The organism is Hydrogenivirga sp. 128-5-R1-1 (genome assembly GCF_000171895.1).
This window is the reverse complement of record NZ_ABHJ01000007.1, coordinates 68,614-95,322: the sequence shown is the minus strand read 5'-3', so window position 1 is coordinate 95,322 and position 26,709 is coordinate 68,614. Positions and strand designations below refer to the sequence as shown.

Annotated in this window: 32 protein-coding genes and 2 tRNA genes; 12 read left to right on the top strand and 22 right to left on the bottom strand. The window is 50.7% G+C overall.

What is annotated here, in order from left to right:
• The first annotated feature begins 33 nt into the window (after positions 1–33).
• The 5 genes from HG1285_RS17410 to HG1285_RS09240 all read left to right on the top strand — a co-directional run bounded on the left by HG1285_RS17410 (position 34) and on the right by HG1285_RS09240 (position 3,370).
• Positions 34–837 carry a hypothetical protein gene (locus HG1285_RS17410; protein WP_032496654.1) on the top strand — a complete coding sequence of 268 codons (804 nt, stop codon included), beginning with the start codon at positions 34–36 and terminating at the stop codon, positions 835–837.
• Positions 838–1,082: 245 nt separating this feature from the next.
• The gene (locus HG1285_RS09225; RefSeq protein ID WP_008287501.1) at positions 1,083–1,511 is read left to right on the top strand and encodes a hypothetical protein; all 429 of its coding nucleotides are present in this window, start codon (positions 1,083–1,085) and stop codon (positions 1,509–1,511) included.
• 146 nt (positions 1,512–1,657) lie between these two features.
• Positions 1,658–1,906, top strand: a complete 249-nt coding sequence (locus HG1285_RS09230; protein ID WP_008287499.1) for a hypothetical protein — start codon at positions 1,658–1,660, stop codon at positions 1,904–1,906.
• 3 nt (positions 1,907–1,909) lie between these two features.
• Positions 1,910–2,230: a hypothetical protein gene (locus tag HG1285_RS09235; protein WP_008287498.1), complete on the top strand. Its 321-nt coding sequence runs from the start codon at positions 1,910–1,912 to the stop codon at positions 2,228–2,230.
• A gap of 30 nt (positions 2,231–2,260) precedes the next feature.
• On the top strand, positions 2,261–3,370 hold the full coding sequence (locus tag HG1285_RS09240; RefSeq protein WP_008287497.1) for a site-specific integrase: 1,110 nt from the start codon (positions 2,261–2,263) through the stop codon (positions 3,368–3,370).
• Between the two features lie 23 nt (positions 3,371–3,393).
• On the opposite strand, the gene HG1285_RS09245 is transcribed toward HG1285_RS09240, so the two are convergent.
• Together HG1285_RS09245 and HG1285_RS09250 are read right to left on the bottom strand one after the other, a co-directional pair.
• Positions 3,394–3,470: transfer RNA gene (locus tag HG1285_RS09245), tRNA-Arg, on the bottom strand.
• Between the two features lie 11 nt (positions 3,471–3,481).
• Positions 3,482–3,554 (bottom strand) — tRNA-Pro (locus HG1285_RS09250).
• Positions 3,555–3,601: 47 nt separating this feature from the next.
• Here HG1285_RS09250 and miaA point away from each other — a divergent pair.
• The gene (miaA, locus tag HG1285_RS09255) at positions 3,602–4,510 is read left to right on the top strand and encodes a tRNA (adenosine(37)-N6)-dimethylallyltransferase MiaA (protein WP_008287496.1); all 909 of its coding nucleotides are present in this window, start codon (positions 3,602–3,604) and stop codon (positions 4,508–4,510) included.
• Here the strand turns inward: miaA and HG1285_RS09260 are convergent.
• From HG1285_RS09260 to HG1285_RS09310, 11 genes are all read right to left on the bottom strand, one after another.
• On the bottom strand, positions 4,507–4,869 hold the full coding sequence (locus HG1285_RS09260) for a RusA family crossover junction endodeoxyribonuclease (RefSeq protein WP_008287495.1): 363 nt from the start codon (positions 4,867–4,869) through the stop codon (positions 4,507–4,509). The two genes, miaA and HG1285_RS09260, sit on opposite strands and share 4 nt — an antisense overlap.
• Positions 4,856–5,272 carry a DUF4149 domain-containing protein gene (locus HG1285_RS09265; RefSeq protein ID WP_032496652.1) on the bottom strand — a complete coding sequence of 139 codons (417 nt, stop codon included), beginning with the start codon at positions 5,270–5,272 and terminating at the stop codon, positions 4,856–4,858. Before HG1285_RS09265 ends, HG1285_RS09260 begins: the two co-directional genes overlap by 14 nt.
• A complete protein-coding gene (locus HG1285_RS09270; RefSeq protein WP_198005435.1) occupies positions 5,265–6,797 on the bottom strand; it encodes a sodium-dependent transporter in 1,533 nt (510 codons plus the stop codon). The genes HG1285_RS09265 and HG1285_RS09270 overlap by 8 nt, the downstream gene beginning before the upstream one ends.
• A 23-nt stretch (positions 6,798–6,820) precedes the next feature.
• Positions 6,821–7,120 carry an FUN14 domain-containing protein gene (locus HG1285_RS09275; RefSeq protein ID WP_008287492.1) on the bottom strand — a complete coding sequence of 100 codons (300 nt, stop codon included), beginning with the start codon at positions 7,118–7,120 and terminating at the stop codon, positions 6,821–6,823.
• Complete coding sequence (gene mtnP / locus HG1285_RS09280; RefSeq protein WP_008287491.1) at positions 7,120–7,953, bottom strand: S-methyl-5'-thioadenosine phosphorylase; 834 nt, start codon at positions 7,951–7,953, stop codon at positions 7,120–7,122. The genes HG1285_RS09275 and mtnP overlap by 1 nt, the downstream gene beginning before the upstream one ends.
• A 7-nt stretch (positions 7,954–7,960) precedes the next feature.
• Positions 7,961–9,259: a 3-isopropylmalate dehydratase large subunit gene (gene leuC, locus HG1285_RS09285; RefSeq protein WP_008287490.1), complete on the bottom strand. Its 1,299-nt coding sequence runs from the start codon at positions 9,257–9,259 to the stop codon at positions 7,961–7,963.
• A complete protein-coding gene (gene ftsH / locus HG1285_RS09290) occupies positions 9,259–11,157 on the bottom strand; it encodes an ATP-dependent zinc metalloprotease FtsH (protein WP_032496651.1) in 1,899 nt (632 codons plus the stop codon). Before ftsH ends, leuC begins: the two co-directional genes overlap by 1 nt.
• Positions 11,158–11,202: 45 nt before the next feature.
• Complete coding sequence (gene tilS / locus HG1285_RS09295) at positions 11,203–12,156, bottom strand: tRNA lysidine(34) synthetase TilS (RefSeq protein WP_008287488.1); 954 nt, start codon at positions 12,154–12,156, stop codon at positions 11,203–11,205.
• Entirely contained in the window at positions 12,143–12,766 is a 624-nt protein-coding gene (locus tag HG1285_RS09300) for a hypothetical protein (RefSeq protein ID WP_008287487.1), read from the bottom strand. The genes tilS and HG1285_RS09300 overlap by 14 nt, the downstream gene beginning before the upstream one ends.
• 32 nt (positions 12,767–12,798) lie before the next feature.
• A complete protein-coding gene (locus tag HG1285_RS09305; RefSeq protein ID WP_008287486.1) occupies positions 12,799–13,623 on the bottom strand; it encodes a DNA adenine methylase in 825 nt (274 codons plus the stop codon).
• An 87-nt stretch (positions 13,624–13,710) separates the two neighbouring features.
• Positions 13,711–15,012, bottom strand: a complete 1,302-nt coding sequence (locus HG1285_RS09310) for a TrpB-like pyridoxal phosphate-dependent enzyme (protein ID WP_008287485.1) — start codon at positions 15,010–15,012, stop codon at positions 13,711–13,713.
• Between the two features lie 81 nt (positions 15,013–15,093).
• Here HG1285_RS09310 and HG1285_RS09315 point away from each other — a divergent pair, with 81 nt between their 5' ends.
• Both HG1285_RS09315 and HG1285_RS09320 read left to right on the top strand, forming a co-directional pair.
• Positions 15,094–16,317: a folylpolyglutamate synthase/dihydrofolate synthase family protein gene (locus tag HG1285_RS09315; RefSeq protein ID WP_008287484.1), complete on the top strand. Its 1,224-nt coding sequence runs from the start codon at positions 15,094–15,096 to the stop codon at positions 16,315–16,317.
• 13 nt (positions 16,318–16,330) lie between these two features.
• A complete protein-coding gene (locus HG1285_RS09320) occupies positions 16,331–17,590 on the top strand; it encodes an HDOD domain-containing protein (protein ID WP_008287483.1) in 1,260 nt (419 codons plus the stop codon).
• Here the strand turns inward: HG1285_RS09320 and ccsB are convergent.
• The 6 genes from ccsB to rpsF are packed head-to-tail and all read right to left on the bottom strand — an operon-like array spanning position 17,580 to position 20,730.
• Positions 17,580–18,515: a c-type cytochrome biogenesis protein CcsB gene (ccsB, locus tag HG1285_RS09325; protein WP_008287482.1), complete on the bottom strand. Its 936-nt coding sequence runs from the start codon at positions 18,513–18,515 to the stop codon at positions 17,580–17,582. The genes HG1285_RS09320 and ccsB overlap by 11 nt on opposite strands.
• A gap of 12 nt (positions 18,516–18,527) precedes the next feature.
• Positions 18,528–18,980 carry a 50S ribosomal protein L9 gene (gene rplI / locus HG1285_RS09330; protein WP_008287481.1) on the bottom strand — a complete coding sequence of 151 codons (453 nt, stop codon included), beginning with the start codon at positions 18,978–18,980 and terminating at the stop codon, positions 18,528–18,530.
• 17 nt (positions 18,981–18,997) lie between these two features.
• Positions 18,998–19,219, bottom strand: a complete 222-nt coding sequence (gene rpsR / locus HG1285_RS09335) for a 30S ribosomal protein S18 (protein ID WP_008287480.1) — start codon at positions 19,217–19,219, stop codon at positions 18,998–19,000.
• Between the two features lies 1 nt (position 19,220).
• Positions 19,221–19,931: a PhnD/SsuA/transferrin family substrate-binding protein gene (locus HG1285_RS09340; RefSeq protein WP_008287479.1), complete on the bottom strand. Its 711-nt coding sequence runs from the start codon at positions 19,929–19,931 to the stop codon at positions 19,221–19,223.
• 12 nt (positions 19,932–19,943) lie between these two features.
• Entirely contained in the window at positions 19,944–20,399 is a 456-nt protein-coding gene (gene ssb / locus HG1285_RS09345; protein ID WP_008287478.1) for a single-stranded DNA-binding protein, read from the bottom strand.
• On the bottom strand, positions 20,389–20,730 hold the full coding sequence (rpsF, locus tag HG1285_RS09350; protein WP_008287477.1) for a 30S ribosomal protein S6: 342 nt from the start codon (positions 20,728–20,730) through the stop codon (positions 20,389–20,391). The genes ssb and rpsF overlap by 11 nt, the downstream gene beginning before the upstream one ends.
• An 80-nt stretch (positions 20,731–20,810) precedes the next feature.
• On the opposite strand from rpsF, the gene HG1285_RS09355 reads away from it, so the two are divergent.
• Entirely contained in the window at positions 20,811–21,011 is a 201-nt protein-coding gene (locus HG1285_RS09355) for a DUF6722 family protein (protein ID WP_008287476.1), read from the top strand.
• Between the two features lie 103 nt (positions 21,012–21,114).
• Here the strand turns inward: HG1285_RS09355 and speE are convergent, their stop codons facing one another.
• Both speE and rsmA read right to left on the bottom strand, forming a co-directional pair.
• Positions 21,115–21,957, bottom strand: coding sequence for a polyamine aminopropyltransferase (gene speE / locus HG1285_RS09360; protein WP_032496670.1), 843 nt, complete (start codon positions 21,955–21,957; stop codon positions 21,115–21,117).
• Positions 21,957–22,700, bottom strand: coding sequence for a 16S rRNA (adenine(1518)-N(6)/adenine(1519)-N(6))-dimethyltransferase RsmA (gene rsmA, locus HG1285_RS09365; protein ID WP_008287472.1), 744 nt, complete (start codon positions 22,698–22,700; stop codon positions 21,957–21,959). The genes speE and rsmA overlap by 1 nt, the downstream gene beginning before the upstream one ends.
• A 31-nt stretch (positions 22,701–22,731) precedes the next feature.
• On the opposite strand from rsmA, the gene HG1285_RS09370 reads away from it, so the two are divergent.
• Entirely contained in the window at positions 22,732–24,165 is a 1,434-nt protein-coding gene (locus tag HG1285_RS09370) for an acetyl-CoA carboxylase biotin carboxylase subunit (protein ID WP_008287471.1), read from the top strand.
• On the opposite strand, the gene HG1285_RS09375 is transcribed toward HG1285_RS09370, so the two are convergent.
• The gene (locus tag HG1285_RS09375) at positions 24,153–24,923 is read right to left on the bottom strand and encodes a hypothetical protein (RefSeq protein ID WP_157560584.1); all 771 of its coding nucleotides are present in this window, start codon (positions 24,921–24,923) and stop codon (positions 24,153–24,155) included. The genes HG1285_RS09370 and HG1285_RS09375 overlap by 13 nt on opposite strands.
• A gap of 155 nt (positions 24,924–25,078) precedes the next feature.
• Here HG1285_RS09375 and HG1285_RS09380 point away from each other — a divergent pair, with 155 nt between their 5' ends.
• Both HG1285_RS09380 and HG1285_RS09385 read left to right on the top strand, forming a co-directional pair.
• Positions 25,079–26,206 (top strand): KamA family radical SAM protein, encoded by a 1,128-nt coding sequence (locus tag HG1285_RS09380; protein ID WP_008287469.1) that lies wholly within the window; start codon positions 25,079–25,081, stop codon positions 26,204–26,206.
• An 11-nt stretch (positions 26,207–26,217) separates the two neighbouring features.
• Complete coding sequence (locus HG1285_RS09385) at positions 26,218–26,709, top strand: hypothetical protein (protein ID WP_008287468.1); 492 nt, start codon at positions 26,218–26,220, stop codon at positions 26,707–26,709.

Sequence of the window (26,709 nt, the reverse complement as noted above, 5' to 3'; positions counted from 1 at the left end):
CTATAATCCCCAAAAAACGGAGAGGTAGGTGATATGGGGTTTAACGAGAGTGAATGGATAGAAGCAGGTTGGGAAGAGGACGAGATGGAGGAAGCCAAGAAATGGCATGAAAATGGGATAGACGATGCTTACGAAGCTCTGAGATGGTATAAGGAGGGCTGGGAGCCTGAAGAGGCTTATGAATGGTATGGAGCGGGTTGGGATGACCCTTATCATGCTCTCAAGTGGCGTGATGCCGGTTGGAGAGAAGCAACCCTGGCTCTTGAGTGGTATCAAGCAGGCTGGGATGACCCGGATGAGGCGTATAGGTGGTATCAAGCAGGATGGCATGGTTGGCTCTTCAATGAAGCTCGTGCATGGAAAGAAGCAGGTTGGGAAGACTCTTACGAAGCTATGGAATGGAGTAAGGCAGGATGGTCAAACCCGGTAGGGGCTATGGAATGGTATGATTACGGATATGCCTGGGACGACCCCGAGGAAGCTCTGGAGTGGTATCTGGCAGGTTGGAGAGACCCAAAGGAAGCTTACGAATGGTATGTAGCAGGGTGGAACGACCCTGTGAAAGCCTATGAGTTATATAGAAGTGGATTTGCAAGCCCTGAAGATTGGGAAGAGTGGAGGGACAAAGTAGAAGAGTGGCAAGAGCTTGGCTGGAAATGGAGCCCCGAAATGATTGATGAGGTGGAAGACCTTTTGATGACTGCTATCAACAGGGGAAAGATAAACGATACGGTTATCCGCAAGGCGGTTGAGGTTGTGGACAAGCTCTCAAAGGAGCTTTCACCACAGATGAGAGCAAGCAAAAAGCAACAGAGAGACAGAGGCTTAAAACCCTGAGCGGTCATTTTCCCTTTCCAATTTTTGAGACTTTTGAGACCCGCCGTTATATTGATACTAACATATCTTTACTCCTTATTCTCAGAAAGTAGGCGGGTATTACTCTCCGTCAAGCCTGTCGTCCATCTTGCCCACTCAAGTTTGTATGAAATCATACAAGCCACCACGGGTCATTTTCCCTTAACAAAATCCGAGGGGTCTCTTTATATTAGATAGGGAGAACGTTTATAAGGAGGGTGTTAGACATGGGTATAGGACTAACCGAGGTAAGACAAGCCATTGAGGGTGCCTTGGATAGGTTGTCTCGGAGATACTCCATACTTGAGGACCCTGTTAAGAGGGAGGAGTTTGCTAACGAGATACACACAGCGGTCGCTCAGGCTCTAAAGAGTGAGATGTCCAAGAAAGAGGTTGACCTTGCTGTGGTAGAGGAAGTCCTTGCTTCTATGCTGGAGAAGTTGCATGGGGAATTACACAATGAACATTCAGGGCTGGCTGAGGGAATTGGCTATGCTTCAGGGACTATAAAGAAAGAGATTAGGGAGCACGTGACAAGGATATTAGATGAAATTCTTGGTGTTAAGGTAGCAGTAAGAGATGTAGGTGACAAGGTGGAAGATGCCAAGAGGTCGGCTCAAGATATAGCCTACCTAAAGCAAAGGTTTGGGTATTAAGGAGGCTTTGGAGATGGAGGCTTTAGGCTATATAGCTTTTATGGTTGCGGTTGTATCTGTCCTGTATCTTGTTTTTTACATAGTTAAAACGGTTGATGAGGACACTAAGAGAATAACAGGAGAAAAGAGCTGAGAGAGTTTTGGCTATGGATATGGAAGGGATAAAAGAACGAGTTGGGTATTACAAAGAACTGCTAAGATTGTTTTGGCTAACCGTAGTTACTATTGGTGGAGGGTTGGCAGGAATAATAGCGAGCCCTTCCGCTCTTGACAAGGGTAATATTTTGTTCTTGGCTGTCGTTGGCGTTGTATTGATAATCACTTTTATAGTGGGAATTTCCAAATTGCACAGAGATATAACCGCCCTTATTAAAAAGTTAGAACAGGAGGGGTAAGAAATGGCTAAGAATAATAACTCTATGATGGAAAAAGTAGCTAAAACCGACCAATCCATCGCCCGCCCCACACCCTTACCATCGGAGGAGCTTGAGCCTGTTCAGGATAGTCCGGACAACATAATGAACCTTCTCGTCCAGAGCATAGGTAGTGCGGTCACCAACAGGTGGGGAGAGGTATCAATTCCCATGGACGACAAGGAATTTCAGGAGTTTGTAGATAACTTCCACAATCAGCCCTTTCTGGTTGATTTTCCCAGAATGCACAAGGGGGCGTATTCTACGGCGTCGTTGGAGGATTTGATATCGGAAAGTTTACATTAAGAAATAAAGGAAGGTGAGGTCTGCCGAAATATGGCAAGGGGTAGCATACAGAAGAAGGGCAGACGATACTACGTAGTCATCCCCATAGGACACAAGAGGAAGTGGTTTCCGGCAGGTACCACCAAGAGGGAAGCCGAGAAGGTCTTAGCCGAGAAGCTCGCCGAGCTGAACGCCGGAAGCTCCGTCCTGCCTCCGGAAGTGAGATTCTCCTTCTTCTGTGAAGAGTGGCTCAGCAAATACGCTAAGGGCAGCGTTAAGCCCTCAACCTTCCGGAGGTACGAGGGAATAATCAGGAACCACTTCATGCCGAGATTTGGAGATAAAAAACTCTCGAGGATAACAACAGGTATGCTCCAAGGATACGTTGCCGAGAGACTATCTCAGGTAAGCCCCACAACAGTCCTCCAAGAGGTGGTACTTCTCAAGGAGATGTTCAAGCACGCCCAGAGCTGGGGGTACATAAAGCACAACCCGGCACAGAACCTTCAGAGACCGAGGAGAGAGAAGAAAGAGATAGACATACTTACCCCCGAAGAGGTAGAGTTCCTTCTGGAGAATACCCACGAGCACTACAGAGTGGCCTTCCTAACAGCTGTGATGACAGGTCTCAGAGCGGGGGAGCTCTGGGGGCTCAAGTGGGACGATATAGACTGGCACTCTAAGCAGATATACGTAAGGAGAACCCTCTGGAACGGTGAGTTTCACACACCAAAGAGCCGGCACTCCATAGGGAAGGTGGATATGCCCGATGTCCTTGTGGAGGAGCTGAAGCTTTGGGAAATACGTTGTCCTCCTAACAAATACAACCTCGTCTTCCCCTCCCCTAAGGGGGAGCCCTCCGAGCATCAGAACGTGGTAAACCGGTACTTCAAGCCGGCGCTGAGGAGAGCTGGGCTGAGGGTTGTGTCCTTCCACAGCCTCAGGCACACGAATGCCAGCATAAGGATAAGGGCCGGGCAAAACATAAAATACATCCAGAGACAGCTCGGGCACGCCAGCATAAACACGACCCTTGACATATACGGCCATCTATTCGAGGACATGGACTTCAACAGGTCTCAAGCTCAACTACTTGACGGTGTTCTGAGAAATTCCGTTAGAAATTCGTTAGAAATCAGGAAATCTGGGGAAGTCTCATAATCGCTAAAACCTATGAAAATCAATGGCGGGCCCGGCAGGACTCGAACCTGCGACCTGGGGATTAGAAATCCCCTGCTCTATCCGGCTGAGCTACGGGCCCTCACGTGTACATCGGGGTGGCAGGACTTGAACCTGCGACCTTCGGCTCCCAAAGCCGACGCTCTGCCACCTGAGCTACACCCCGTTTAGGGCAGTATATTATTATCTACCCTATTCCTCTGGTTTTCAAGGATGATAGAGCTTCTAGTTATAGGAGGTGCGACCGCATCCGGTAAATCCGAGCTTGCCTGCAGGTTAGCCCAACAGCTCGGGGGTGAGATCGTAAGCGCAGACTCCATGTCTGTCTACAGGGGCATGGACATAGGTACGGCAAAGCCCTTAGACTGCATGGAAAAAGTTAAACACCACCTCGTAGATGTAGTTGAACCGGGGGAGTATTTTGACGCTAAACTCTTTGAAAAGCTCGCCCTTGAGGCTATAAGAGAGATAAGTTCCCGGGGGAGAGTCCCCATAGTTGCAGGGGGAACATACCTTTACCTGCAGGCTCTCCTCTACGGGATAGAGGAGACTCCCGAACCCAACTGGAAACTCAGAGAAAAGCTCTACGGCATAGCCAGCTTAAAGGGGAAGGAACGCCTGTATGAGCTCCTGAGAGTTATAGACCCCTCCTACGCAAAAAAAGTTCACCCAAACGATCTCAGGAGGATAGTCCGCGCCCTTGAGGTGTTCGTAGAAACGGGGAGACCCTTCTCCTCATTCCACAGGTGGGACAGCCCTCGCTTCAGGTTCCTGGGCGTTCACGTGAGTAGGAGTTGGAGCACCCTCTCCCTGAGAATAGAGGAGAGGGTTAGGAAGATGGTGGAAAGGGGGCTCCTTGAGGAGGTAAAGGAGTTACTCGGCAGAGGTTTTGAGAACTTTCTCACCTCCTCCCAGGCTATAGGTTACAAGGAGTTGATCCCCTACTTTAGGGGAGATGTAAGCCTTGAGGAAGCTATTGAGAACATAGTCAAAAACACGAAGAGCTACGCGAGGAGGCAGCTGAGGTGGTTCAGGAGGCAGCACTGGCTTGAGGTCAACCTTGACGAGGTAACGGAGGAAGAAGACTCAAGGCTCATACTTGAGAAACTCTCAGCTCTTTAGCCCCCTTCAAACTCCTTTATCTTTATCTCAACGCCCTGCTCTCCCCTTACAACTCTCTTCACCGTCCTTACCTCGTATATAAGGTTGTCGTTCTTCAGAACGCCAGCTTTCTCAAGGACGTCCCATAAACTCTTGAGCATATTGTCTATGTCCCTCTTCCTGTGATTCGGCAGGGTAAGGGTTATGTCAACGGAGACCCTGAAGTCTATAGGCTCTCCCGAATACTGCTGCCTGAGCTCCCAGAGGGCTTTAACCTCCCAGTTCTTAACCCGTGGAGGCTTAAAAACCTTGCCGCCCTTACGCCTTATGTAACGGTTTGTTTTGGGAACCGGAACCTGAGAGAGCCTAAGAACCAGCATCCTTAGTTCTTACTATCAGATAAACTATAGCTCCGAAGGTAAGGAACAGGGAAACGGTGCTCATTATAACTGAGATCAGGTGCAACTTCGTAAACTCGGGGGATGCGGCACCCTTAAGGGCATGAGCCTGTGGGAGAACGTAGAAATTAAGGGCAAGGAGTATGACCAAGTTCGCGAGCAGCAAAAAGAGCAGGAATCTGCTCATCTTAGAGGTAAAGCCTATGAGCAGGGAAATACCGACAGCCCCCAGCCCTATACCGAAGTAAAGGGGAAATATCTTACCCACTATACCTCCAGCGGTAGCTCTCTCCAGAGACTTGAAGAGTTGGGGAGCCACTATGTAGCTGAAAAAGGCACCGAGCCCGAAGTAAAAGGAGAGGAGGAATATCATTACCCTATTCACAGCTTACCTCCCGGGTCTTTCTCTTCTCCGCTATGAAGACGAGGAGCGTCAGGAACAGAAAGAGTCCTACAAGATAGAACCTCGTAACCCACACAGTCCAGTGAGTCTCTGAAAGCACCTTCGGTATGTACTCCTTGCCCCATGCCCCCAGCAGAACGAGCAGGAAAACAGGGGTTATATACCTCATGACGTAGTAGTAAAACCTCGGCACCCGTATTATACCTCCCCTGTTTATCTCCTCCCAGGCTCTGTTACCCCCAAATATCCACATAAATATCACCATCTCAAGGAGACCGAAAAAGACCACGCCTATCGTCCCAGCCCAGAAGTCCATCTCATCAAGGGAGCGGTTCAGGAATATGACGAGGTGAGCGCTGAAGAAGACTATGCCAGCAGTCATGTAAACCGCATTCTTCCTTGAAAGACCGAACTCGTCCTCAAAGAAGGCTATAAGCGGTTGCATCAAGGCAAGGGAAGAGGTCAGACCTGCAAAAAATAGTAGAAAGAACCATAGAAAGCCGAGAAAGGTTCCCGCAGGCATATTGGCGAATATCGCCGGCAGGCTTATAAAACCGAGGCTGAAGGCTCCAGACTGGGCTATGGCAACGGCGTTAGCCACGCCAAAGAAGGCAACGGCGGCAGGTATGGCGAGCGAACCTCCTAGAACCACCTCGGCGGTTTCGTTCAGCGAGGAGGCTGTCAGACCGCTGAGGGTTATGTCCTGGTCTTTCTTTATATAAGAAGCGTAAGTTATTATCGCTCCAAAACCGAGGCTCAGGGTAAAGAATATCTGTCCCGAGGCTGCTATCCACACACCGGGGTCTGTCAACTTAGAAAGGTCTGGTTTCCAAAGGAAATTCAACCCTTCCAGAGCACTTCCCGTGCCCGTATCAATAAGGAAAACCCTGACGACGAGAACCACGGCGAGCAGGAAGAGGGTGGGCATCGCCACCTTTGCAAAAGCTTCTATACCCCTGGACACGCCCCTGCTGAGTATGAACACATTGATGAGGACGGTAATTGTGAACACCACGTAGGCGAAGGGAGAAGGCGTAATAAGCTCATCACCCTTACCCACATAGCTTGTCAGGAACTCCTTGAAAGGTTGAAGGTAGGTGTTGGGGTCGGAGCCGTCCGCGGGTGTACCTGGAACTAATCCCAGCAGGAACTTCACGGCAAAGCCGAGAGTCCAGGACTCTATGTATATATAGTAGATTATCACCACGAGGGGTATCCATAGACCGAACACCCCTACTACCTTGGAGAGTCTGTTTCTCCACAGGAGGTTAAATATCGCTGGCGTTGTCCCGTGCCCGTGGGCTCCCCCGTATCTACCTATAGCCCACTCTATCCACATGAGGGGTATCCCAATTATCAGGAAGGCTATTATGTAAGGGATCATGAAGGCTCCGCCGCCGTTCTCCGCAGCCTGAACGGGGAATCGGAGGAAGTTACCCAAACCGACAGCATTACCCGCCATAGCGAGTATTAAACCTATGCGGGTCGCCCACCTCTCCCTTTCCATCCGGTTCACCATTTTGGGAAATATTATACTTTCATGCCTACGGCGAGCCCCACAGCAAAACTCCCCCCGAAGGAGACAGTCCTGACCGCCGTCCGGGCAAAGCTCTCAAAGGAGGAGAAGAAACTGCTCGCAAACTTACCGAGGGAGTCCCAGTTCACGGTTATGACCCCGTTATCGGCGAGCCACACGAGGCTGAGGATGTAAAGACCCACCACGAAGGCTAAGAGCTTGAACACCCTCTTCAGTGTAAACCCTACAAGGAAACCCATGGCTCCCCCGAAGCCGAGCTCCTTAACCACCTCTTGATTGAAAAGCTCTTCCACTATACCTCCGCTCCTTCAAGGACTCTATCGCAACCGCAGGTTTTCTCCGCCGGGAGTCTCCTTATGACCTCTCTGAGAACCTCCTTCACGTCCCTCTCCCGCTGGGACATAAGCTCCATGACCTCGTCGCTCGTTAGTCTGTGGGCTGATATGCCCGCCGCGGGGTTAGCCACTACGCACAGAGAAGCGTAACACATCGTTAGCTCCCTCGCCAGGACGACCTCCGGGTATCCCGTCATACCTACCACATCCGCCCCCAGCTTCTCAAGCATGCCTATCTCGGCGGCGGTCTCAAAACGAGGACCTTCGGTGCAGGCGTAAGTCCCAGCCGGATGGTATTTTAGACGCCTCTCTTCAAGGATGTCCATCAGGAGAGTCCTCATCTGAGGGCAGTAGGGTTCCGTCACGTCTATGTGAACCACCTTCTTCTCTCTCAAGAGCCTCGCGACTTCATCATTTCCCTCAACGTCCACGGAAAAGACTCCCTCGTAGTATGTGGACTCCCTCCCCTTGGTGAAGTCAAGGAAGTTGTCTATAATGACGAAGTCTCCAGCCCGGAAGAGCTTGTTGATACCGCCTACGGCCGATACAGCGAGAACTCTGTCCACACCGACCTCCCTCAGAGCCCACAGGTTCGCCCTGTAAGGAACCCTGTGAGGAGGATAGAGGTGTCCCTTTCCGTGTCTTGAGAGGAAGGCTACTCTCTTACCCTCAAGCTCACCTACGATGATGGGTGAAGAGGCACCCCCGAAGGGGGTCTTTACAGAGACCTCTTCAACGACCTTTAACTCCTCAAACTCGTACAGCCCGCTCCCGCCGATTATGCCGAGCATGGGTTCTCTATACGGTGGCGAGCTCTTCCGCCCTGACCACCTCTTCGGGATGGGCTATCCTTCCAAGGACGGCGCTTGCAGCCACCACGGCGGGGTTAGCGAGGTAGGACTCGGACTTGGGATGACCCATCCTGCCGGGGAAGTTCCTGTTGGAGGTGGATATGCACCTCTCTCCCTCCGCCAGGACACCCATGTGTCCGCCGAGACAGGGTCCACAGGTAGAGGTGGACACCGCACAGCCAGCCTCCATGAATATGTCTATCAAGCCTTCCTTCATGGCTTGCATGTAGACATTCTTTGAGGCGGGTATAACTATGCACCTCACGTAAGGATGGACTTTCTTACCCTGCTTGAGGGCAGACTCAAAGACCTTGGCAGCTATCCTCAGGTCTTCTATCCTCCCGTTGGTACAGGAGCCTATGAAAGCCTGGTCAACGTTTATGTGGGTGGACTCACTGACAGGGTGGACGTTGGAGGGAAGGTAAGGCCACGCCACAAGAGGTTCTATCTTGCTCGCGTCCCACTCGTAGACGGAGTGATACTCAGCGTCAGGGTCGCTCTCGTAAACCTTCCACTCCTTCTGAGCACGTTCCTTTACGTACTCAATAGTCTTGTCGTCGGGGGCTATTATCCCGCTCTTGCCTCCAGCCTCTATAGCCATGTTGGTTATAGTTAGCCTCTGCTCAACGGAGAGCTCCCTTATAGCCTCTCCCTCAAACTCCATAGCCCTGTAAAGGGCTCCATCCACGCCTATCTCACCTATGGTATGCAGTATCAAGTCCTTGCCCATCACGAAGGCACCGGGCTTCCCGTAGAAGATGAACTTCATGGACTCGGGAACTCTGAGCCATATCTCACCGGTAGCCATGGCGTAGGCTATGTCCGTTGAACCCACGCCCGTTGCAAAGGCTCCTATGCCTCCGTAGGTGCAGGTGTGGGAGTCAGCACCCACCACGAGGTCTCCAGGCACCACTATGCCCCTCTCGGGCAGTATCGTGTGTTCTATCCCTTCTCCCTCTTCAAAGAAGTACTTTATGCCGTGTTTTCTGACGAACTCCCTTACCAGCTTTGCCTGCTCTGCGGACTTTATGTCCTTAGCCGGGACGAAGTGGGAGAGCACGAGGGCTATCTTATTGGGGTCAAAGACCCTATCAATACCGTGCTTCTCCAGAATCTTGATGGCAAGAGGGGCGGTAACGTCGTTAGCCATCGCAAGGTCAATCTTCGCCGTTATAAGGTCTCCGGGCTTGACCTCCTTCCTGCCCGCATGGTCGGCGAGGATCTTCTCCGTAATGGTCATTCCCATCAGACAACCTCCTTCTCTTCCTCTTTGGTTTCCTTTTCAGTGCTGGTTTCAAAGGTTTTCTCTTCTTTCTTACATCCCGTCTTAACTTCAACGCCATAGAGCTTTAGAACCTCAACGAACTCCTCACAGGTTATTGACTCCTTCTCAAGGAGCTTCTTAACGACCGCTTTCAGCGGTTCTTTATGAGTCTCTATGGTAGACTTAGCGATCTCATAGGCCTCGGTCAGTATCTTCTTGACCTCCTCGTCTATCTCCCTGAGGAGCTCTGGGCTCGTGTCTATGCTGTTGGAGACACCACCCAGGAATGGGTTGCTAACCTTCTTTATGGCTATGGGACCGACCTTCTCACTCATACCCCACATGGAAACCATCTTGTAGGCGAGTTCGGTTGCCCTCTGGAGGTCGTTCTCCGCACCGGTTGTTATGCCGTCCTTGCCGTAGAATACCTCCTCCGCAGCCCTTCCGCCCATCATAACCAGTATCCTGTTGAAGAGGTTCTTCTTATCGTATATATGCTTATCGTCTATGGGAAGCTGCTGTGTAACTCCCAGAGCCATTCCTCTGGGTATGATGGAGACCTTGTGGACGGGATCGGAGTCCTCTGTCATAAAACCCATCAGGGCGTGTCCTGCCTCGTGATAAGCTATCTTCTCCTTTTCCTTAGGAGATATAACCATACCTTTTCTCTCAAGACCCATCGTTATCCTGTCTATAGCCTCTTCCACCTCTTCCATGGATATAAGATCCTTACCCTTCCTCGCAGCGAGCAGCGCCGCCTCGTTCAGGAGGTTTTCAAGGTCTGCTCCCGTGAAACCGGGTGTAGCTCTCGCCACGAGCTCAAGGTCAACGTCGGGTGCGAGCTTCTTGTTCTTGGCGTGAACCTTCAGTATCTCGTACCTTCCCTTTACGTCGGGCTTTGGTATGAATATCTGCCTGTCAAACCTGCCGGGTCTGAGCAGTGCAGGGTCAAGTATGTCCGGTCTGTTGGTAGCGGCTATCACGATTATTCCTTCAGAGGTATCAAAGCCGTCCATCTCAACGAGAAGCTGGTTGAGGGTCTGCTCCCTCTCATCGTGACCTCCGCCGAGGTTGAGGGCTCCTCTCGTCCTGCCAACCGCATCTATCTCGTCTATGAAGATTATGCAGGGTGCGTGCTTCTTGGCTGTTTCAAAGAGGTCTCTCACCCTCGCTGCACCGACACCCACAAACATCTCCACGAAGTCTGAACCCGATATGGATATGAAGGGAACGTGGGCTTCTCCGGCTATCGCTTTTGCAAGCAGCGTCTTACCGACACCGGGGTCTCCGTAGAGGAGGACTCCCTTTGGGGGTCTTCCACCGAGCTTCTGGAACTTTATAGGGTCTTTGAGGTACTCAATGATCTCCTTTACCTCGTCCTTCACCTCATCTATTCCCGCCACATCACCGAAGGTAACTTTGGGTTTCTCCTCTATGTATACCTTTGCCCTGCTCTTTCCGAAGGAGAAGGCTCTGCCGGGACCGTTGGCGCCACCTCCACCGCTCATCTGCCTCATCAGGGCTATCCAGATACCTATGAAGAGGAGTATTGGGAGCCAAGATATGAAGAGGTTTATGAGCCATCCGGAGCCAGCGTCTCCAGCGTCAACCTCAACTCTGACACCCTTCTTAACGAGCTCATCCACCACGGTTGAGCCCGGAGGGATCACAGTCTCTATCCTCTGTCCCTCCTTTGTGGTAGCCACTATAGTCCTTCCCTTCACCTGAACGTTCTCTATCTTGCCTTCATCAACGAGCTGAACAAAGCTGTTGAGGGGAACCTTAGTGGCGAGGTCGTGCCTCTGCTCAAAGATGTTGAAGGCTACTATGGTAGCTCCTATTATCAACACCCATACGAAAAAGCTCTTGAACATCTGCACTACTATTCCTCCTTACGTGCGTCCGTAGAAATAGAAGATAGGCTTTCAACCCTTCTTTTTCAAGCAAAGGAGTTTGCCCTTCCTGACCGCTCTAAGACCTTCCCCGAGGTCAACCTCTCCACCCCTCTTCAGGAGGTTTCTTAGCTGCTCTATCTTTGAAAAATTTCTAACACCGGTGAAAAGCCTGAGCACACGCCTCTGAACTGCCACATGAGAACCCTGAAGCTCTTTAACCCTGAGACAGTTCCCTTCTTTAGCGCCCTTAAGGGCATTCATGGAAAGTTCTTCAAGCAGCTCGTTTTCATCCTTGAGTATCCTCCTCGTCCTTAAAAAGGTCTCCTCAAGGTTCGGGTTCATAGACTTTAGAACGGGTATAACTTCCATTCTGACTCTGTTTCTGAAGAACCTCGGGTCTGTGTTACTCGTGTCCTCAACCCACCTAAGACCTCTTGCTTCAGCGTAGGAGAGTATCTCCTCTCTCTTCACCCCATAGAGGGGTCTGACCACATCTCCCTCTCTCGGCTCAAAGGCGAGGAACCCTTCAAGCCCCGCACCCCTGGACAGCCATATAAGTGCTGTCTCCACGAGATCGTTAAGGTGGTGGGCTGTAGCTATAAGGTCGTAGCCCCGCTCGTTCTTTACCTTTCGCAGGAAAGCGTACCTCAGCTCTCTCGCCACCTCCTCAAGATTTCTCCCCTCCCTGCGAGCTACTTCTCCAACATCTTCCGCACCAACGAATATATCAAGCTCTCTGCTCCGTGCAAACTCCCTGCAGAACTCTTCCTCCTCGTCAGCCTCCTTCCTGAGACGGTGGTTGAAGTGAGCGAGGGAGAGCTTTTTAAGATTAAGAAAGTCTCTGAGTTCAAGGAGGGCATCCACGAGAGACACGGAGTCTACCCCACCTGAGAAGGCCACGAGCAATGAGCTGCCGGGAGGTATGAGTTTTTCCTCCCTCTGGAGTCTAACAACCTTTCTTATAAGGACGCTAACCTCTTTCATCGGTGAGCTTTTCCGTAAGTCTTTTCTTCACTTCTTCGTAATAGGGATAGGTGATCCCTTCACTCCTTATCCTTTCCACAAGCTCAAGAGCCTCCTTAACCTTTCCTTCTCTCTCCAGAAGGTAAACGTAAACCTCAAAGGCGTTTATCTGAGGGAGTTGACCCCCGGAGCGCTTTTTTAACTCTTCCCTGTACTGGGGATAGAGCTCAATGTCCTCCTCGCAGTATTTCTTCATCCTTTCAAAGTCTTTCAACTTCTGGGAAAGGAGCACCAGGTCGTTCAGTATGAGGTGAGCCTCGTAAGGAGTCCCATCCATCTTTAGAGCCTCGTTGTATAGCCACTCGGCGGTTTCGTAGTCTCCTTCAAGCAGAGCGGTCTGGGCTATGGTGGCGAGAAAAGTCCTCTTTGTGTACAAAGGGTTCTCCACATTTCCGCTGTCAAAGTGTTTAGCCTTGTAAGGGAAACTCAGGTTCTTTATCACCTTTACGGAGTAGTACTTCTTTATCTTCTTCTGCTCTCTCGCATCAAGGTTCTCATACCATTCCCAGAGGTCAAGGGCTTTCAAAAGCCCGCCCTTCTCCCTGAATATCTGAAAGACCTTGCCTATCATAGGCGCTTAGTATAAGCCCATCGTGGGGATTTTCAATAATTCTTTATCAGGAGCTCTATCTTTCTCCTCCTTCTGCCGTCACCTTTGCAATTTATGGCTCTGCTCGCCTCAAGCTCCTGTATGTAATAACCCCTGTAGAGACTCTTTATAAATTCAGTGTTGGAGTTAGAGAGCATCACGTAACACCCTTTTCTGTCAAGCTCTCTGAACACCTCCGCGAGCCTCTCCTGATCTTCTTCACTGAAATCGTTCCTGCTGTACTTTGTGAAGGAGGCAGTCCTTGAAAGAGGGTGGTAGGGAGGGTCTAAGTAAACGAAGTCCCCTTCACCGGCAAGCTTGCAGGTCTCCCTGTAGTCCTGACAGAGTATCAGCACGTTAGAGGAGTTAAGGAACTCCGATACAGCCCTGAGGTTGTCCCTGTCAAGTATCTTAGGGTTCTTGTACCTTCCGAAGGGCACGTTGAACATACCTTTGGAGTTTTCCCTGTAGAGCCCGTTGTAGCAGGTCTTGTTCAGATATATGAACCTGCTCGCCCTCTCAACGGGAGAAAGGGTTGAGGGGTCTAAATTCCTGATTTCGTAGTAGTAGTCCTCATCGTTCCTATGCCTCTCAAGGCTGGTTATGAGCTCCTCTACGTTGTCCTTTATCACGCTGTAAGCGTTTATGAGCTCACAGTTCGCATCACCTATGATGGCTCTATCAGGTAAAAGCGCAAACAGGAGCGCTCCTCCCCCAACAAAGGGCTCTATGTAGGTGTTAAATCTGGCTGGGACGTTCTTGAGGAGCACCTCCAACAGCTGTCTCTTCCCGCCAGCCCACTTCACAAAGGGCTTCGGCTTTTGGGCTGCACCGGGCAAGCTCGTCACCCTCTAAAGCTATAACCGGCGGAGTGGAGACTCTCACCCCCGGTCTCATCCCTCTTACAATCCTTCAAGGACATAGCCTCAACCGTCCTCCAGCTCACCCCTGAGATACTTATCGTAGGCTGATAGGTCAAAGTAGCCGTGCCCGGAAAGGTTGAAGAGTATCACCTTCTCCTCTCCCGTCTCCTTACATTTGAGAGCCTCGTCTATCGCAGCCTTTATGGCGTGAGAGGACTCGGGGGCTGGAACTATACCCTCAGTCCTTGCGAAGGTGAGTGCGGCTTCAAAGACCTCCGTCTGCTTGTAGGCAACCGCCTCTATATATCCAAGGTCGTAGAGTTTACAGACGAGCGGAGCATCTCCGTGATACCTGAGACCTCCGGCGTGTATCGGTGGGGGAACGAAGTCGTGTCCAAGGGTGTGCATCTTTATCAGAGGTGTAAGACCCACCGTATCACCGAAGTCGTACCTGTACTCGCCCTTCGTCAGCGTGGGACAGGCTTCAGGTTCAACCGCTATCACCCTGAGGTTCTCCCTGTCTCCCCTTAACCTATCCGCTATGAAGGGGAAGGACAGCCCTGCAAAGTTGGAACCTCCTCCCACCGCGCCGATCACTATGTCCGGATAGACTCCAGCCTCCTCCATCTGCCTTTTGGTCTCCAGACCTATAACCGTCTGGTGCAGGAGTACGTGGTTCAGGACGCTTCCCAGAGAGTACTTGGTGTCCTCTCTCGTCGCCGCCTCCTCTATAGCCTCGCTTATGGCTATACCGAGACTCCCGGGGTGCTCGGGGTCTTTTTCGTTGAACTGCCTCCCGGCGTTGGTGTAGGGACTGGGTGAGGGTATAACCTCTCCCTTCCAAGTCTCCATGAGTATTCTCCTGTAAGGCTTCTGGTTGTAGCTAACCCTGACCATATAGACCCTGCACTCTATACCGAAGAACTGGGTTGCAAAGGACAGGGCACTACCCCATTGACCTGCTCCCGTCTCCGTTGTCAGCCTTTTAACACCAGAGATCTTGTTGTAGTAAGCCTGCGCGACAGCCGTGTTGGGCTTGTGAGAACCGGGAGGTGAAACGCTCTCGTTCTTGTAGAATATCTTGGCAGGCGTCCCGAGGAACTCCTCAAGGCTCTTTGCCCTGTGCAGTGGAGAAGGTCTCCAGAGAGCATAGATGTCCATAACCTCGTCGGGTATCTCTATCCACTCCTTGTCGGAAACCTCCTGCTCTATAAGAGGTTCCGGGAAAATAACCGATAACTTCTCAGGGCTCATGGGCTCCTTGGTCTCCGGGTCAAGGGGTGGCTCAAGGGGTTCCGGCAGAAGAGGTATGATGTTCAGCCAACGCTTCGGTATCTCTGCTTCTGGAAGCACATACTTTCTCACGCTCAGCCCTCCTTAACTTCGCTGTTATTAAAGGGAATTTTAACTTGAAAAAGACGCTTCGCGTGTTAATTTTCTTTCTCCATGAAGCTCTGGAACCTTTATAAAGGCAGAGACTACAAGATAGAGCCCACCCTTGAAAGGATAAGAGAGGCGTCGGATTACGTGGGAAACCCCCAGAGAAATTACCCAGCCCTTCTCGTGGGTGGCACTAACGGAAAGGGCTCTTCCTGCGCCTTCTTAGAGAGGATACTGAGGGAGCACGGTCTGAAGACGGGGTGGTTTGTATCACCACACCTCGTGGACGAACGGGAGAGATGGAGGATAAAGGGAAGGTGGATAGAAGAGGAGACCCTTGAGTGGTACGTCAAGGAGCTGAAGGGCATATTTGAGAGGTTTAACCTAACCTACTTTGAAGCGGCCACGCTGATAGCCCTACTGTACTTCAGAGATGAAGGGGTTGACGTTGCCGTCATGGAGGTAGGTATGGGGGGCAGGTGGGACGCCACCAAGGTCAGCTCCGCTCAGGTGGTTGGCATAACGAACGTAGAGAGGGATCATACGAAATGGCTCGGAAACAACGTGGAGGAGATAGCCGAAGACAAACTGCATCTCTACAGAGAAGGCACACCCCTCGTGCTGGGAAATGCCCGCTATCCCCTCTACCCGAAGGCTCTTGAGATGGGTCTTGGAAACCTGGTGGTTGCAGGTGAGGACTACACCTACAGGGGATACGTAAGGAAAGGCAGAACCTTTTTAGAGGAGTACAGCTTTATGGATACGAACCTCAGAGAAGCTCAGCTGGGACTCCTCGGCAAGTGGCAGATTGATAACGCCGCCTTCGCTCTCACCATGGCAGGTCTCTTCATGGGCATAAAGGAGGATAAGACCAGAGAAGCCCTCAGACTTACGAGGTGGGAGGGAAGGATGGAGGTGGTCAGAGAAGACCCCCTGCTTATACTTGACGGCTCCCACAACCCCTATGCGGTAAACAAGGTTGTCAAAGAGGTGCGGAGGCTATTTCCAGAGGTCAGGTTCCTCTTTACAGGGCTCCGCGAGAAGGAGTGGGAGCTCTCCATGAGCCTGATAAGGAAATACACCGACTCAATATTCTTAGTTCAGGTTAGCCACCACAGGGGCGAGCCAGTAACTAACCTTTACAGGAAAGCGGTTGACATGGGATTCAAGGAGATCGTAGTCTTTGAGACCCCTGCGGACGCATGGAAGTGCCCAGAAAACTTATGTGCCGTGGGTTCTCTGTATCTCATAGGTGAAATTAAAGAAGCTTTTGCAGATACCGTTATATAAAATAGGGTTTAGCATGTATGTACTTTTTAAGCAGCCCATCTTTGACAAGGAGGGGAACGTAGCCTTCTACGAGGTTATGCTCAAGGACATAAAGACCAAAGAGTTCCCAAAGAACCTTGACCCTCTTAAAGCCACCTCAATAACGATAAACATCGTCACCGATGTGGGTCCGGAGAAGATAGGCAACGGCAAGCCCGTCTTCATAAACGTTCCCTCTCTATTTCTTGAAGCTACGATGTTTGAGCTCCTGCCACCGGAGTTCGTCGGCATAGAGCTGGTGGACAACAAGGACATAACCAACGAGCTCCTTAAAGCGGTCAATGAGCTAGTGGACAGGGGGTTCGTTTTCTGTATTGACGACTTCGGCTTTGAGAAGGTGAACTACCTCCCTCTCCTGAATAAGTGTCACATGGTCAAGATAAACTGGAAGGAGCTCGTTTACAGCAAGGAAGAGCTAACGGAAGTTATGGGTATACTGAAGGAGCTGAAGAAGGGGATAATAGCGAAGCACATAGAAACGGAGGAGGAGTACGACAGGGCAAAGAATGCAGGCGTTGACTACTTCCAGGGATACTACCTCTCAAAACCCATACCCATAAGGGACATAAGGAGCCTCTACTTTATGAAAGGAACGGTAGTGAAGCTCTACGAGGCTCTAAAGAACAGAGACCTGAAGAAGGTCGCAGAGGTAATAGAGCAGGATGTTGGGGCAACATACAGACTTCTGAGGTTCGTAAAGTCCCTCTACAGGGAAAGGGCGCACGACATAAACTCCGTTGAAGATGCCATTTCCTTCCTCAGCCTGAACAACGTTGCCAACTTTACCCTCGCCCTCGCCATAACAGAGCTCTTCGCCGTTCACGAAGAGGAAGAGCTTATAAAGAGGTCTCTCCTAAGGGCGAGTCTCTCGGAGGAGCTCGCCAAACTTTACGCACCCGGACTTGAAGAGAAAGCCTACATAACGGGGTTGTTCTCCCTGACGGATGAGCTCATGGGTGAGCACCCTCAGGAGATAGCGAGGGAGCTTGAGCTTGACGAGGACATAGTGGAGGCTTACGAGAGCAGATACAACGAGCTCGGGTTGATACTCTCGCTCGTGGAACTCTTAGAGGAGGACATGAGCAACGACGAGATAGTGGAGAAGGTCGCCAACATACTTAAAGCTCCAAAGACAAAGGTTAAGAAGGCTATACAGAACGCAAAGAAGATAACGAAAGAGATAACCTCAACGGGAAAGTCCCCCAGAAAGAGGAAGAAGAAGACTACTCGGTAGCGTAGCTGTGCAGTCCCGGGAAGTATAGGTTTATCGCGAAGAAGCATATAAGCACGGTTATAAAGCCGAAGACCACCATCCAAGCGACACGCTTACCCTTCCAACCCATCAGTTGCCTCGCGTGCAGGTAAGCTCCGAAGAAGAGCCAGACTATCAGAGACCAGACCTCCTTTGGATCCCAGCTCCAGTATCCTCCCCACGCCTCGTTAGCCCAGGCGGCACCGAGTATTATGGAGGCAGTCCAAACGGGAAACACTATGGCTATGGACTTGTAGGTGATCTCGTCCAGAACCTCCTTAGAGGGAAGGAACTTCTGGGCGAACTTTCTGTCCTTGAACTGTTCCTTAAGTAGGTATGCGACGGCACCTCCGAAGGCAACAGTGAAACCTGCATAGCCTATGAAAGCCGTAACCACGTGTATGTAAAGCCAGTAACTTCTAAGGGCGGGCATCAGGGGTTGTATGTCGGAAGAAGCCTTGAATATGGCGTAAGCTGAGGTGAAGAATATGAGCGGTGTTACGAAGGCTCCTATAAGCTTAAAGCCGTACTTCCTCTCTATGACCAGGTATATGCTACCGGCGACGAAGCTCCAGAAGGTAAGGGCTTCAAAGAGGTTACTCCAGGGCGGGTGAAAGAGTCCCATCTGGTAGCTCTCTATGCCACGGCGTATCATGCCCGTAAGCGTAAGCACGAGACCGAGGAAAAGGGTTCCGCTGGCGATCCTTCCGAGTATGCTCTCCCTAACGAGAAGGTAGGCTATGTAAACTAGGGAAGCGAGCCCGTAAGCGAGCATAGCAGACTTGTACCAGAAGGTATTTTCGTAGGGAAGCAGGGAGAGAAAACCGGAGGTGAGAACACCCCCGACAACGAAGAGTATATCCAAGGGAAGGCTTAAACGCTTCTTCTCTACAGCAACCTCTTTCATGGTCTCAATAATTTATTCCTTTTCCTCGGGTTTGACATCAAGCTTTATCTCTACGGATACGTCCCTGTGGGGTCGTATTGTTATGGTGTAAAGACCCACCTGCTTTATGGCGTGGGGGAATACAACGCTCTTCCTGTCTATCTCTATACCCTGCTCCTTCAAGGCGCTTACCACGTCGGAAGCGGTAACGGAACCGAAGAGCTTTCCAGCCTCACCAACGGGCTTGGTGACCCGAACTACAACACCCTCCAGCTTCTTGGCGAGCTCTTCAGCCTTCTTCTTTTCCCTCTCTATCTTCCTTCTCTTCTGCCTGAGCACTTCTTGAACATGTTTCACATTACCTTCCGTGGCTGGAACGGCATAACCTCTGGGAATTAGGTAGTTATTGGCAAATCCCTTCTTGACCTCAATAACGTCTCCAAAGAAGCCGTAACCCTCAAGGTCTCTGGTCAGCACAACCTTCATCCTGAACCTCCTGAACTTTAGACTACAACGTAGGGCAGTAACGCCAACTGGCGAGCCCTCTTTATCTGAAGAGCGAGCCTCTTCTGATGCTTGTTGCAGAGCCCCGTCTGTCTCCTTGACTTTATCCTCGCCCTGTCGGTCATGAACTGCCTTAACTCTTCGTAATTCTTGTAATCGGGCTCTTTCTTGTTCTCGCAGTAATAACAGACCCTTCTCCTGGCAGGTCTCTTAATTGCCATTTCAAACCTCCTCAATAAGTTTGGTCAGGTAATCAAGGGATTCAACAGGATACCACCTGCTTATCCTGAGCTGTTCCATTATTTTAGCACCTTCCTCATCCTCAGGCATCTTCTCTAAAGCCCAAAGTATGGATTGCCTGTACTGTCCGAACTCGGGAGCAAGCATTATAAGGTGAGAGCTCAGCTTCTCGTCGCTCTCGTATATCGGAACAACGCCTCCTTTAGACACGTTAGAAACCTGCTCCCAGAAATCTTTGTATAGAAAGCCGTAAGGGGCGATCCCTCTCGCCACATCGCTGAGGACGTTCTGCCACGAGTCCCTGTATTCAAGCTCGTAGTTAACCCCTTCTCTCTTGAGGATCCTCATACCGAGATAGCTGGCGAACTGGTTTTCAACGCAGAGAACCTTCTTTCCCTTTATAGCTCCAAGGGAAGGTTCCGCATCCTTGTTCGCTATTATGACGACCTCGTCGTAGTTGTCGTTCCCCGCAACTGGGATAAAGTCCCTCTCCACATGTAGCCTGAGGGCATCAAGGGGGTTGGAGTAGCTCATATCTATGTAGGAAAAGCTGTCGTGGTAACACTTGAACTCAAAGCACTGCTCCATAGTGAGATCAAGCCCTATCTGTTTTGATAGATAGGTTATGAAGTAGAGCCAGTTGACCTTGTTCTTGGTAGAGTCATGGGGGCACACGGCGACCTTCAGATGCATAGAACTCCCTCCCTAAAAAGGTATCTCGTCGTCCTCGTCAAAGGGCTCTTCTCTGGTGGTCTCTTCAAGCTTCTTTAGCTCTTCCTCTATGCGCTCGGCGCTCTGGTCGGAGGAGGTTATATCCTCTTCCTCAACTTCCTCTATTTTAGGTTTTCTTATTATCCTCACGGACTCAGCCACTATCCTGACCCTGCTGTAGCTCTTGCCGTCCTGACCAGTCCACCTGTCCTGGGTGAGCCTGCCCTCCAGAACCACTTGGTAACCCTTGGAAAGTCTCTCGGCGAGGTCTTCAGCCAGCTTACCGAACGCTTTCACGTCAAAGAAGTGGCTTTCCTCTTTCCACTCCTCGCCCTGCTTGTATCTCCTGTTCCACACGAGCCCGAACTCGGTAACCGCCGTGCCCGAAGGGAGAAACTTTATGACAGGGTCTCCAGAAAGCCTACCTATGAGCAGAACCTTATTTAGCACCCTTAACTACCTCGCTCTCCTTGATCTGGAAGTTCAGCCACCTTATTATGTCCTCGTTTATCTTGAACTGGAAGTCAAGCTCGTTGGGCAGCTCGGGGTTTTCTGTCTTGTACTGAACGAGGAAGTACCTGCCGTGGTTGAAGTTCTCAATCCTGTAGGCGAGGGTTTTGGTACCCCAGTCCTGGAAGTGGAGTATCTCTCCTCCCTTGGACTCAATGAACTTCTTGATCTCCTCCGCCTTCTGCTTCACCTCCTCTTCTGTGAAGGTGGGCTTGAGAACGAAGACGGTCTCATAGAACCTTACGGTCTTGTAGTGCCTGTGTCTTGGCATCTCTTACCTCCTGGTCTTTTTGGTCCCCTCTCCATAAGGGAGGGAACGAGGCATACCCAAATATTATAATACACGAGCACATGGATATAAGGGGAGAAACTCTAAAGGAGACGGGAAAACTTTTCTACGACCTTGCCAAAATATCCTTCGGACTTGGGCTGCTTTTGCCTGTCTTTAGAGGTAAGGTTAGCTTATATGGAGCATTGTTCGCCCTCAGCTCGGCTCTTGTGTTCTTTGTTATAGGGCTCATATTGATCAATAGGGGTGTAGGAGATGGATAATGTACTGATTTACTATCTGATACTTGTGGGGGGCATGGCTGCGGCAGGTTTGTTCGTATACTTCCTCGCCGTCAAAGGAGAGAAGTCCGCACACACGTAGTATCTAATACCTAAACCCACCCTCCAAGATGCTCTTGTAAAAGCTCTCGGGCAGGAAGGCGTACCTATGCATGTCTGCAGAATATATCTTGGTTTGAACCTTTACCTCTCTGGAGGGTTCCCTTACGGGATGTTTCTTTGAGGCTATGGAATAAGTCCACCAGTAGCCTGCGTATATGGGCACCACGGAGGTGTACAGGTCAACTATCGGGAAGACCCTCTGGAGGTTCTTCTGGACTTTCACCACCATGTCAAGGTGGTAGTGTATGGACTCGGTCTGCCCGACGAATATTCCGTCATCTTTCAGCGCCCTGTGGACGAATCTGAAGAAGTCTTCCGTGGTGAGGACGTGGGCGAAACCCACCGGGTCTGTGGAGTCCACTATGACCACATCAAACTCACCTTCGTAGTCTTGAATGTACTTGTAGCCGTCCTCGTTAACCACTATAGATCTGGGATCATCAAAGCCCGATGATAGGGTGGGGAAGAACTTCTTTGATACTTCTATGACCTCTTTGTCTATATCAACCAAGACAGCACGTTTTACGCTCTCGTGCTTGAGAACCTCCCTTAGAGTTCCTCCGTCTCCACCGCCTATTATGAGGACGTCCTCGGGATTAGGGTGTGCGTGTAGAGGAACGTGGGCGAGGTATTCGTGATACATAAATTCATACTTCTCGTCCAACTGAACAACGCCGTCCAGAACCAGCAGTTTCCCGAACTCAGGAGACTCTAATACAAGGATCTCCTGATAATCGCTCTTGGACTCGTAGAGAACCTTGTTCACCGCATAGCAGTGCCTTATGGGAGCGTAGGGGTCTCTCTCTATGAAAAAGACATCTTTCATCATATCTCTTCCTCATACACATTATACAGTCTCAGAAAGTCCTCCACCGATAGCTCCTCTACCCTCGCCTTGGGGGATATGCCCGCCTTTGAGAGTGTATCCTCCGGTAGTTTTTTCCTGAGCATCTTCCTCCTGTCCGCAAAGAGTTTGGTGAGAAATCCCTTGTATCTCTTCATATCAAGCTCCGGAGGAGCTTCCTTCCTAACACACCTTATTACTCCTGAATCAACCTTCGGTGGGGGAACGAAGAACCTCGGGGGGACGCTCATCACGTACTCAGTTTCGTAAAAGGTATTTAGGAAAACGCTGAGCCAACTTGCGGAACCCTTACCGCTCAGCTTGAGGGCAACCTCCTTCTGGAGCATGAGAACCGCAACAGATACGCATCTGTGATGGAAGACCACGTTCTCCACTATCAGAGATCCCACATTGTAGGGCAGATTGCCTACCACCTTTAGGTCTTCTCCGAGCGAGCAGAAGTCAAATTTGCTTGCGTCCGCCCTTATTACCTCAAGGCGGGAGTCTTCTATGTGGCTGAGTTTTTCCACCATGTCGGGATCAAGCTCAAGGACGTAGAGCCTTTTAAGGGGATGCTCAAGCAAGACTCTCGTCAGGTTTCCCGTCCCGCCTCCTATCTCTACCACTATATCTTTGCCCTCTATCTCAAGGGCGGAGGCTATTCTCTCAAGGACTCCTTTGGATACCAAGAGATGTTGCCCGTAGGACTTTTTAAGCCTTCCCATCCCGTAACAAGATAGGCGTATAATTACTCAGATGTTCAAGAAGGTTCTGATAGCCAACAGAGGAGAGGTAGCCCTCAGGATAATCAGGGCTTGTAAGGAGCTGGGGATAAAGACGGTTGCTATATACTCGGAGGCGGACGTCCGATCCCTTTACGTTAAAAAGGCGGACGAGGCTTACCTTATACCCGGAGATCCGATAAGGGCGTACTTAGACTACGTGAGGATAGTTGATCTTGCCCGTCAGGTTGGTGCGGACGCAATACATCCCGGATACGGCTTCCTTGCAGAGAACGCAGACTTTGCGAGGTACTGTCAGAGGAGGGGTATAACCTTCATAGGTCCCACACCGGATCAGATAGAGACCTTCGGTGATAAGGTAAAGGCTAAGAAGGTCATGTCCGAGGCGGGTCTTCCCGTCGTCCCGGGTGTGCCCGAGCCCATAACCGATGTGGAAGAGGCTCTAAAGTTTGCGAGAGAGATAGGCTTTCCCGTGATCTTGAAGGCTGCCTACGGAGGCGGCGGTAGGGGTATGCGGGTGGTGTACTCGGAGGAAGACCTCAAGACAGCCTTTGAGTCCGCTTACAGGGAGGCGGAGACCTTCTTCGGTAAGGGAGACATATTCGTAGAGAAGTTCATAGACAATCCCAAGCATATAGAGGTTCAAGTCCTCGGAGATAAGTACGGAAACATAATACATCTCGGAGAAAGGGACTGCTCTATCCAGAGAAGGCACCAGAAACTCATAGAGATAGCACCGTCTCCAGCTCTCCCTCAAGACCTTAGGATGAAGATCCTCGGCAACGCCGTGAGATCCCTCATGAAGGTAGGCTACGAGAACGCCGGGACTCTGGAGTTCCTCGTGGATACCAGAACGGGTGAGTACTACTTCATAGAGATGAATACGCGCCTTCAGGTGGAGCACACCATAACCGAGACCATAACGGGTATAGACATTGTGGAGGCGATGATAAAGATAGCTGCTGGAGATCCTCTGCCCATACTCCAGAGCGATGTAACCTTCAGAGGGTACGCCATAGAGTTCAGGATAAACGCAGAAGACCCGAAGAAGAACTTCGCACCCTCGCCGGGAAAGATAACCGCTTACTACTCTCCCGGCGGACCCGGTGTCAGGATAGACGCAGGCGTTTACAAGGACTACATAATCCCTCCCTATTACGACTCCATGATAGCCAAGATGACCGTCTGGGCTCTGACGTGGGAGAAGACCGTGTCCCGTTCAAGAAGGGCTATTGATGAGTTCATAGTTAGGGGCGTTCCCACAAACATACCTCTATATAGGGAGATAATCAGGGATCCCGACTTCCTCAGAGGTGACTTCGGGGTTAAGTTCCTTGAGGAGAAGATACAGAACGGTGAATATGACTTTGAGATAGAGGGAGAGGTGGACAAGGAGGACATCGTCCTCGCTATCTCTGCGGCTATCGCAGCCCACTACGGCCTGTAAATTATCCGTGCTGGTTCGCTTTCAACACCGAACTCGTTAACCGAACGAACTTCGTAAACAGCCTCACCCTCCGGCACTCTGTCAACGAACACGTTATTCCTTAAAGGTCTCCGTGTAAGGAGTTTCCCGTTTCTGAAAACCAGGAAGCCAACCTTTTCCTCCTCCGTCCACCAGTAGAGGTAGAGTTTGTCGCCCTTGACAACGAGTCTAAGGTGTTCCGGTTTCGGAGGTTTAGGGGGCTTCCTTGGGGGAACTTCCACCACGACAGGCTCGCTCTCCACACCGCCAACCACCATGGTTATTGCAACTCTATAGGGGTTCAACCTCCTCTCAAGGGAAAGGCTGTCACCCTTGACCTCCTTGACGGGCTCGGGGAGGAGCTCTTCTTCATAGGGATAAACCCTGTAAGTTCCCCCCTCCTCAAAGAGGACTCGGACATACTCCTCACGGACTTCAAGCTTGAGCCTGGGTCTCTTATGAGGAGAACCTCCAACGCAGGCGAGCTCCTCCTTACCCTCCAGGTGTTTTACAGAGAAGCAGAAGCGTCCGGGTTCTTCCCTCACATAAAAACCTTTCCTTTTCAAAAATCCTTCGGGAACAATTTTCTCGTTCTTAGGAATCAGATAAACTTTATTTCCTATTCTTGACAGCTTATACTCGGGTTCTGGCAGAGGTTTGACGTCCCCTTTTATGCCACAGGATAGGAAGAAAAGTAAGTTTAAAAGGAGAAAACTTCTCTTAAAAATTACCCAATTCATGTTTAATTTAAATTATAAATCCCGATAAAGGGCAAGTAAAAACCAAAACTCCCGAGGACTTGACAAGAGACGAAAATTATCTAAAATAAACCCTGCTAAATTCAGGGCTGAAGGTTAGCCGTTTTTCGCTCTGTAACGTAAAGGAGGTGGGTAAGATGCAAAAAAAGGTTAAATATATCATCAAGTTGGACTTAATCCCCCAGTTAAAGGATAGAGAGAAGGAAGAGCTCAAGCAGGTGACGGATAAATTCGCCTTCAGAACCAACGATTACTACAACTCCCTTATAAACTGGGACGACCCCGAAGACCCGATAAGAAGGATAGTCATACCTACCACGGAAGAGCTGGACGTCTGGGGCAAGCTGCACGCCTCAAACGAGAGCAAGTACATGAAAGTCCACGGGCTTGAGCATAAATACCCGGACACAGCCCTGCTACTCGTGACGGACGTTTGCGGGATATACTGTAGGTTCTGTTTCAGGAAGAGACTCTTCATGAACGACAACGACGAGGTGGCAAGGGACGTCTCGGAGGGACTTGAGTACATAAGGAACCACCCCGAGATAAACAACGTCCTCCTCACGGGCGGAGACCCGTTGGTGCTCGCCACTTTCAAGTTAGAGAAGACCCTCAAGGCTCTTGCGGAGATACCCCACGTTAGGATCGTGAGGATAGGTTCAAAGATGCTGGCGGTGAACCCCTTCAGGGTGATTGACGACCCCTCCCTCCTTGAGCTCTTTGAGTGGTTCAACACCGAGACGGGCAAGAAGCTATACCTTATGAACCACTTCAACCACCCCAGGGAGCTGACCAAGGAAGCCCGCAAAGCTGTAGAGCTCGTCCAGAAGACGGGAACCACCCTAACCAACCAGACCCCCATACTCAAGGGAATAAACGACAACGAGGAGACCCTCAGGGAGCTACTTGAAGAGCTTTCCTTCATGGGAGTGCCACCCTACTACGTCTTCCAGTGCAGACCCACCGCAGGCAACAAGACCTACTCCACCAAGATAGAAGAGACCATAGACCTCGTTGAGTCCGTCAGATCAAAAGTTTCGGGACTCGCCGCAAGGGTCAGGTATGTGATGTCCCACGAAACGGGCAAGATAGAGATACTCGGAAAGGGCAGCGACCTTATATTCTTCAGATACCACAGAGCAGCTGATCCGGAGAACGCAGGCAAGTTCATGATCTACAAGAGAAACCCCGACGCCCACTGGTTTGACGATTACAAGGAACTGGTGGAGGAGTACAAGGTTGAAACCCAGGAGCAGTTCGTATAACTTTTCCTGATATGGAGGTATCCCCCTTTTACATACTTCTTGCCAAGCTGGAAGACGAGATATCCTTCCAGCGTAAGGTTATAAACACCTTCATGTTTGCCCAGCAGAAGTCCTCACCGGAGATAACCCTAAAGACCATAGACATACTGCGGAGGCTCACCCAGAGCTTCCGCCTCATCGCCCTCGTCATTGAAGAAGTGGAGTCCATGGCGGACAAGTACATGAAGGAGCAGGCTCTACTACTGAGCTCGGAATGTCTCTCCCTGTCCTCTCTGCTGCTGCCCGCCCTTGAGGGTATGTCCCCCATATTCCTTGACAGCCTGAGGGTTTACGAAGAGCCTATCCTTGAGAGGATAGAGTCCGTCGCCGAGTTCATAGAGAACTCCCTTCAAGACCAGGAGGAGCTTGCCACCGACGAGCTCGCCCAGACCATAGAGGACATAATGAGAACCCTTGAGTACCACATAAAACTTGGGGAGAGGGCTGTGGCAAAGATAATCTAA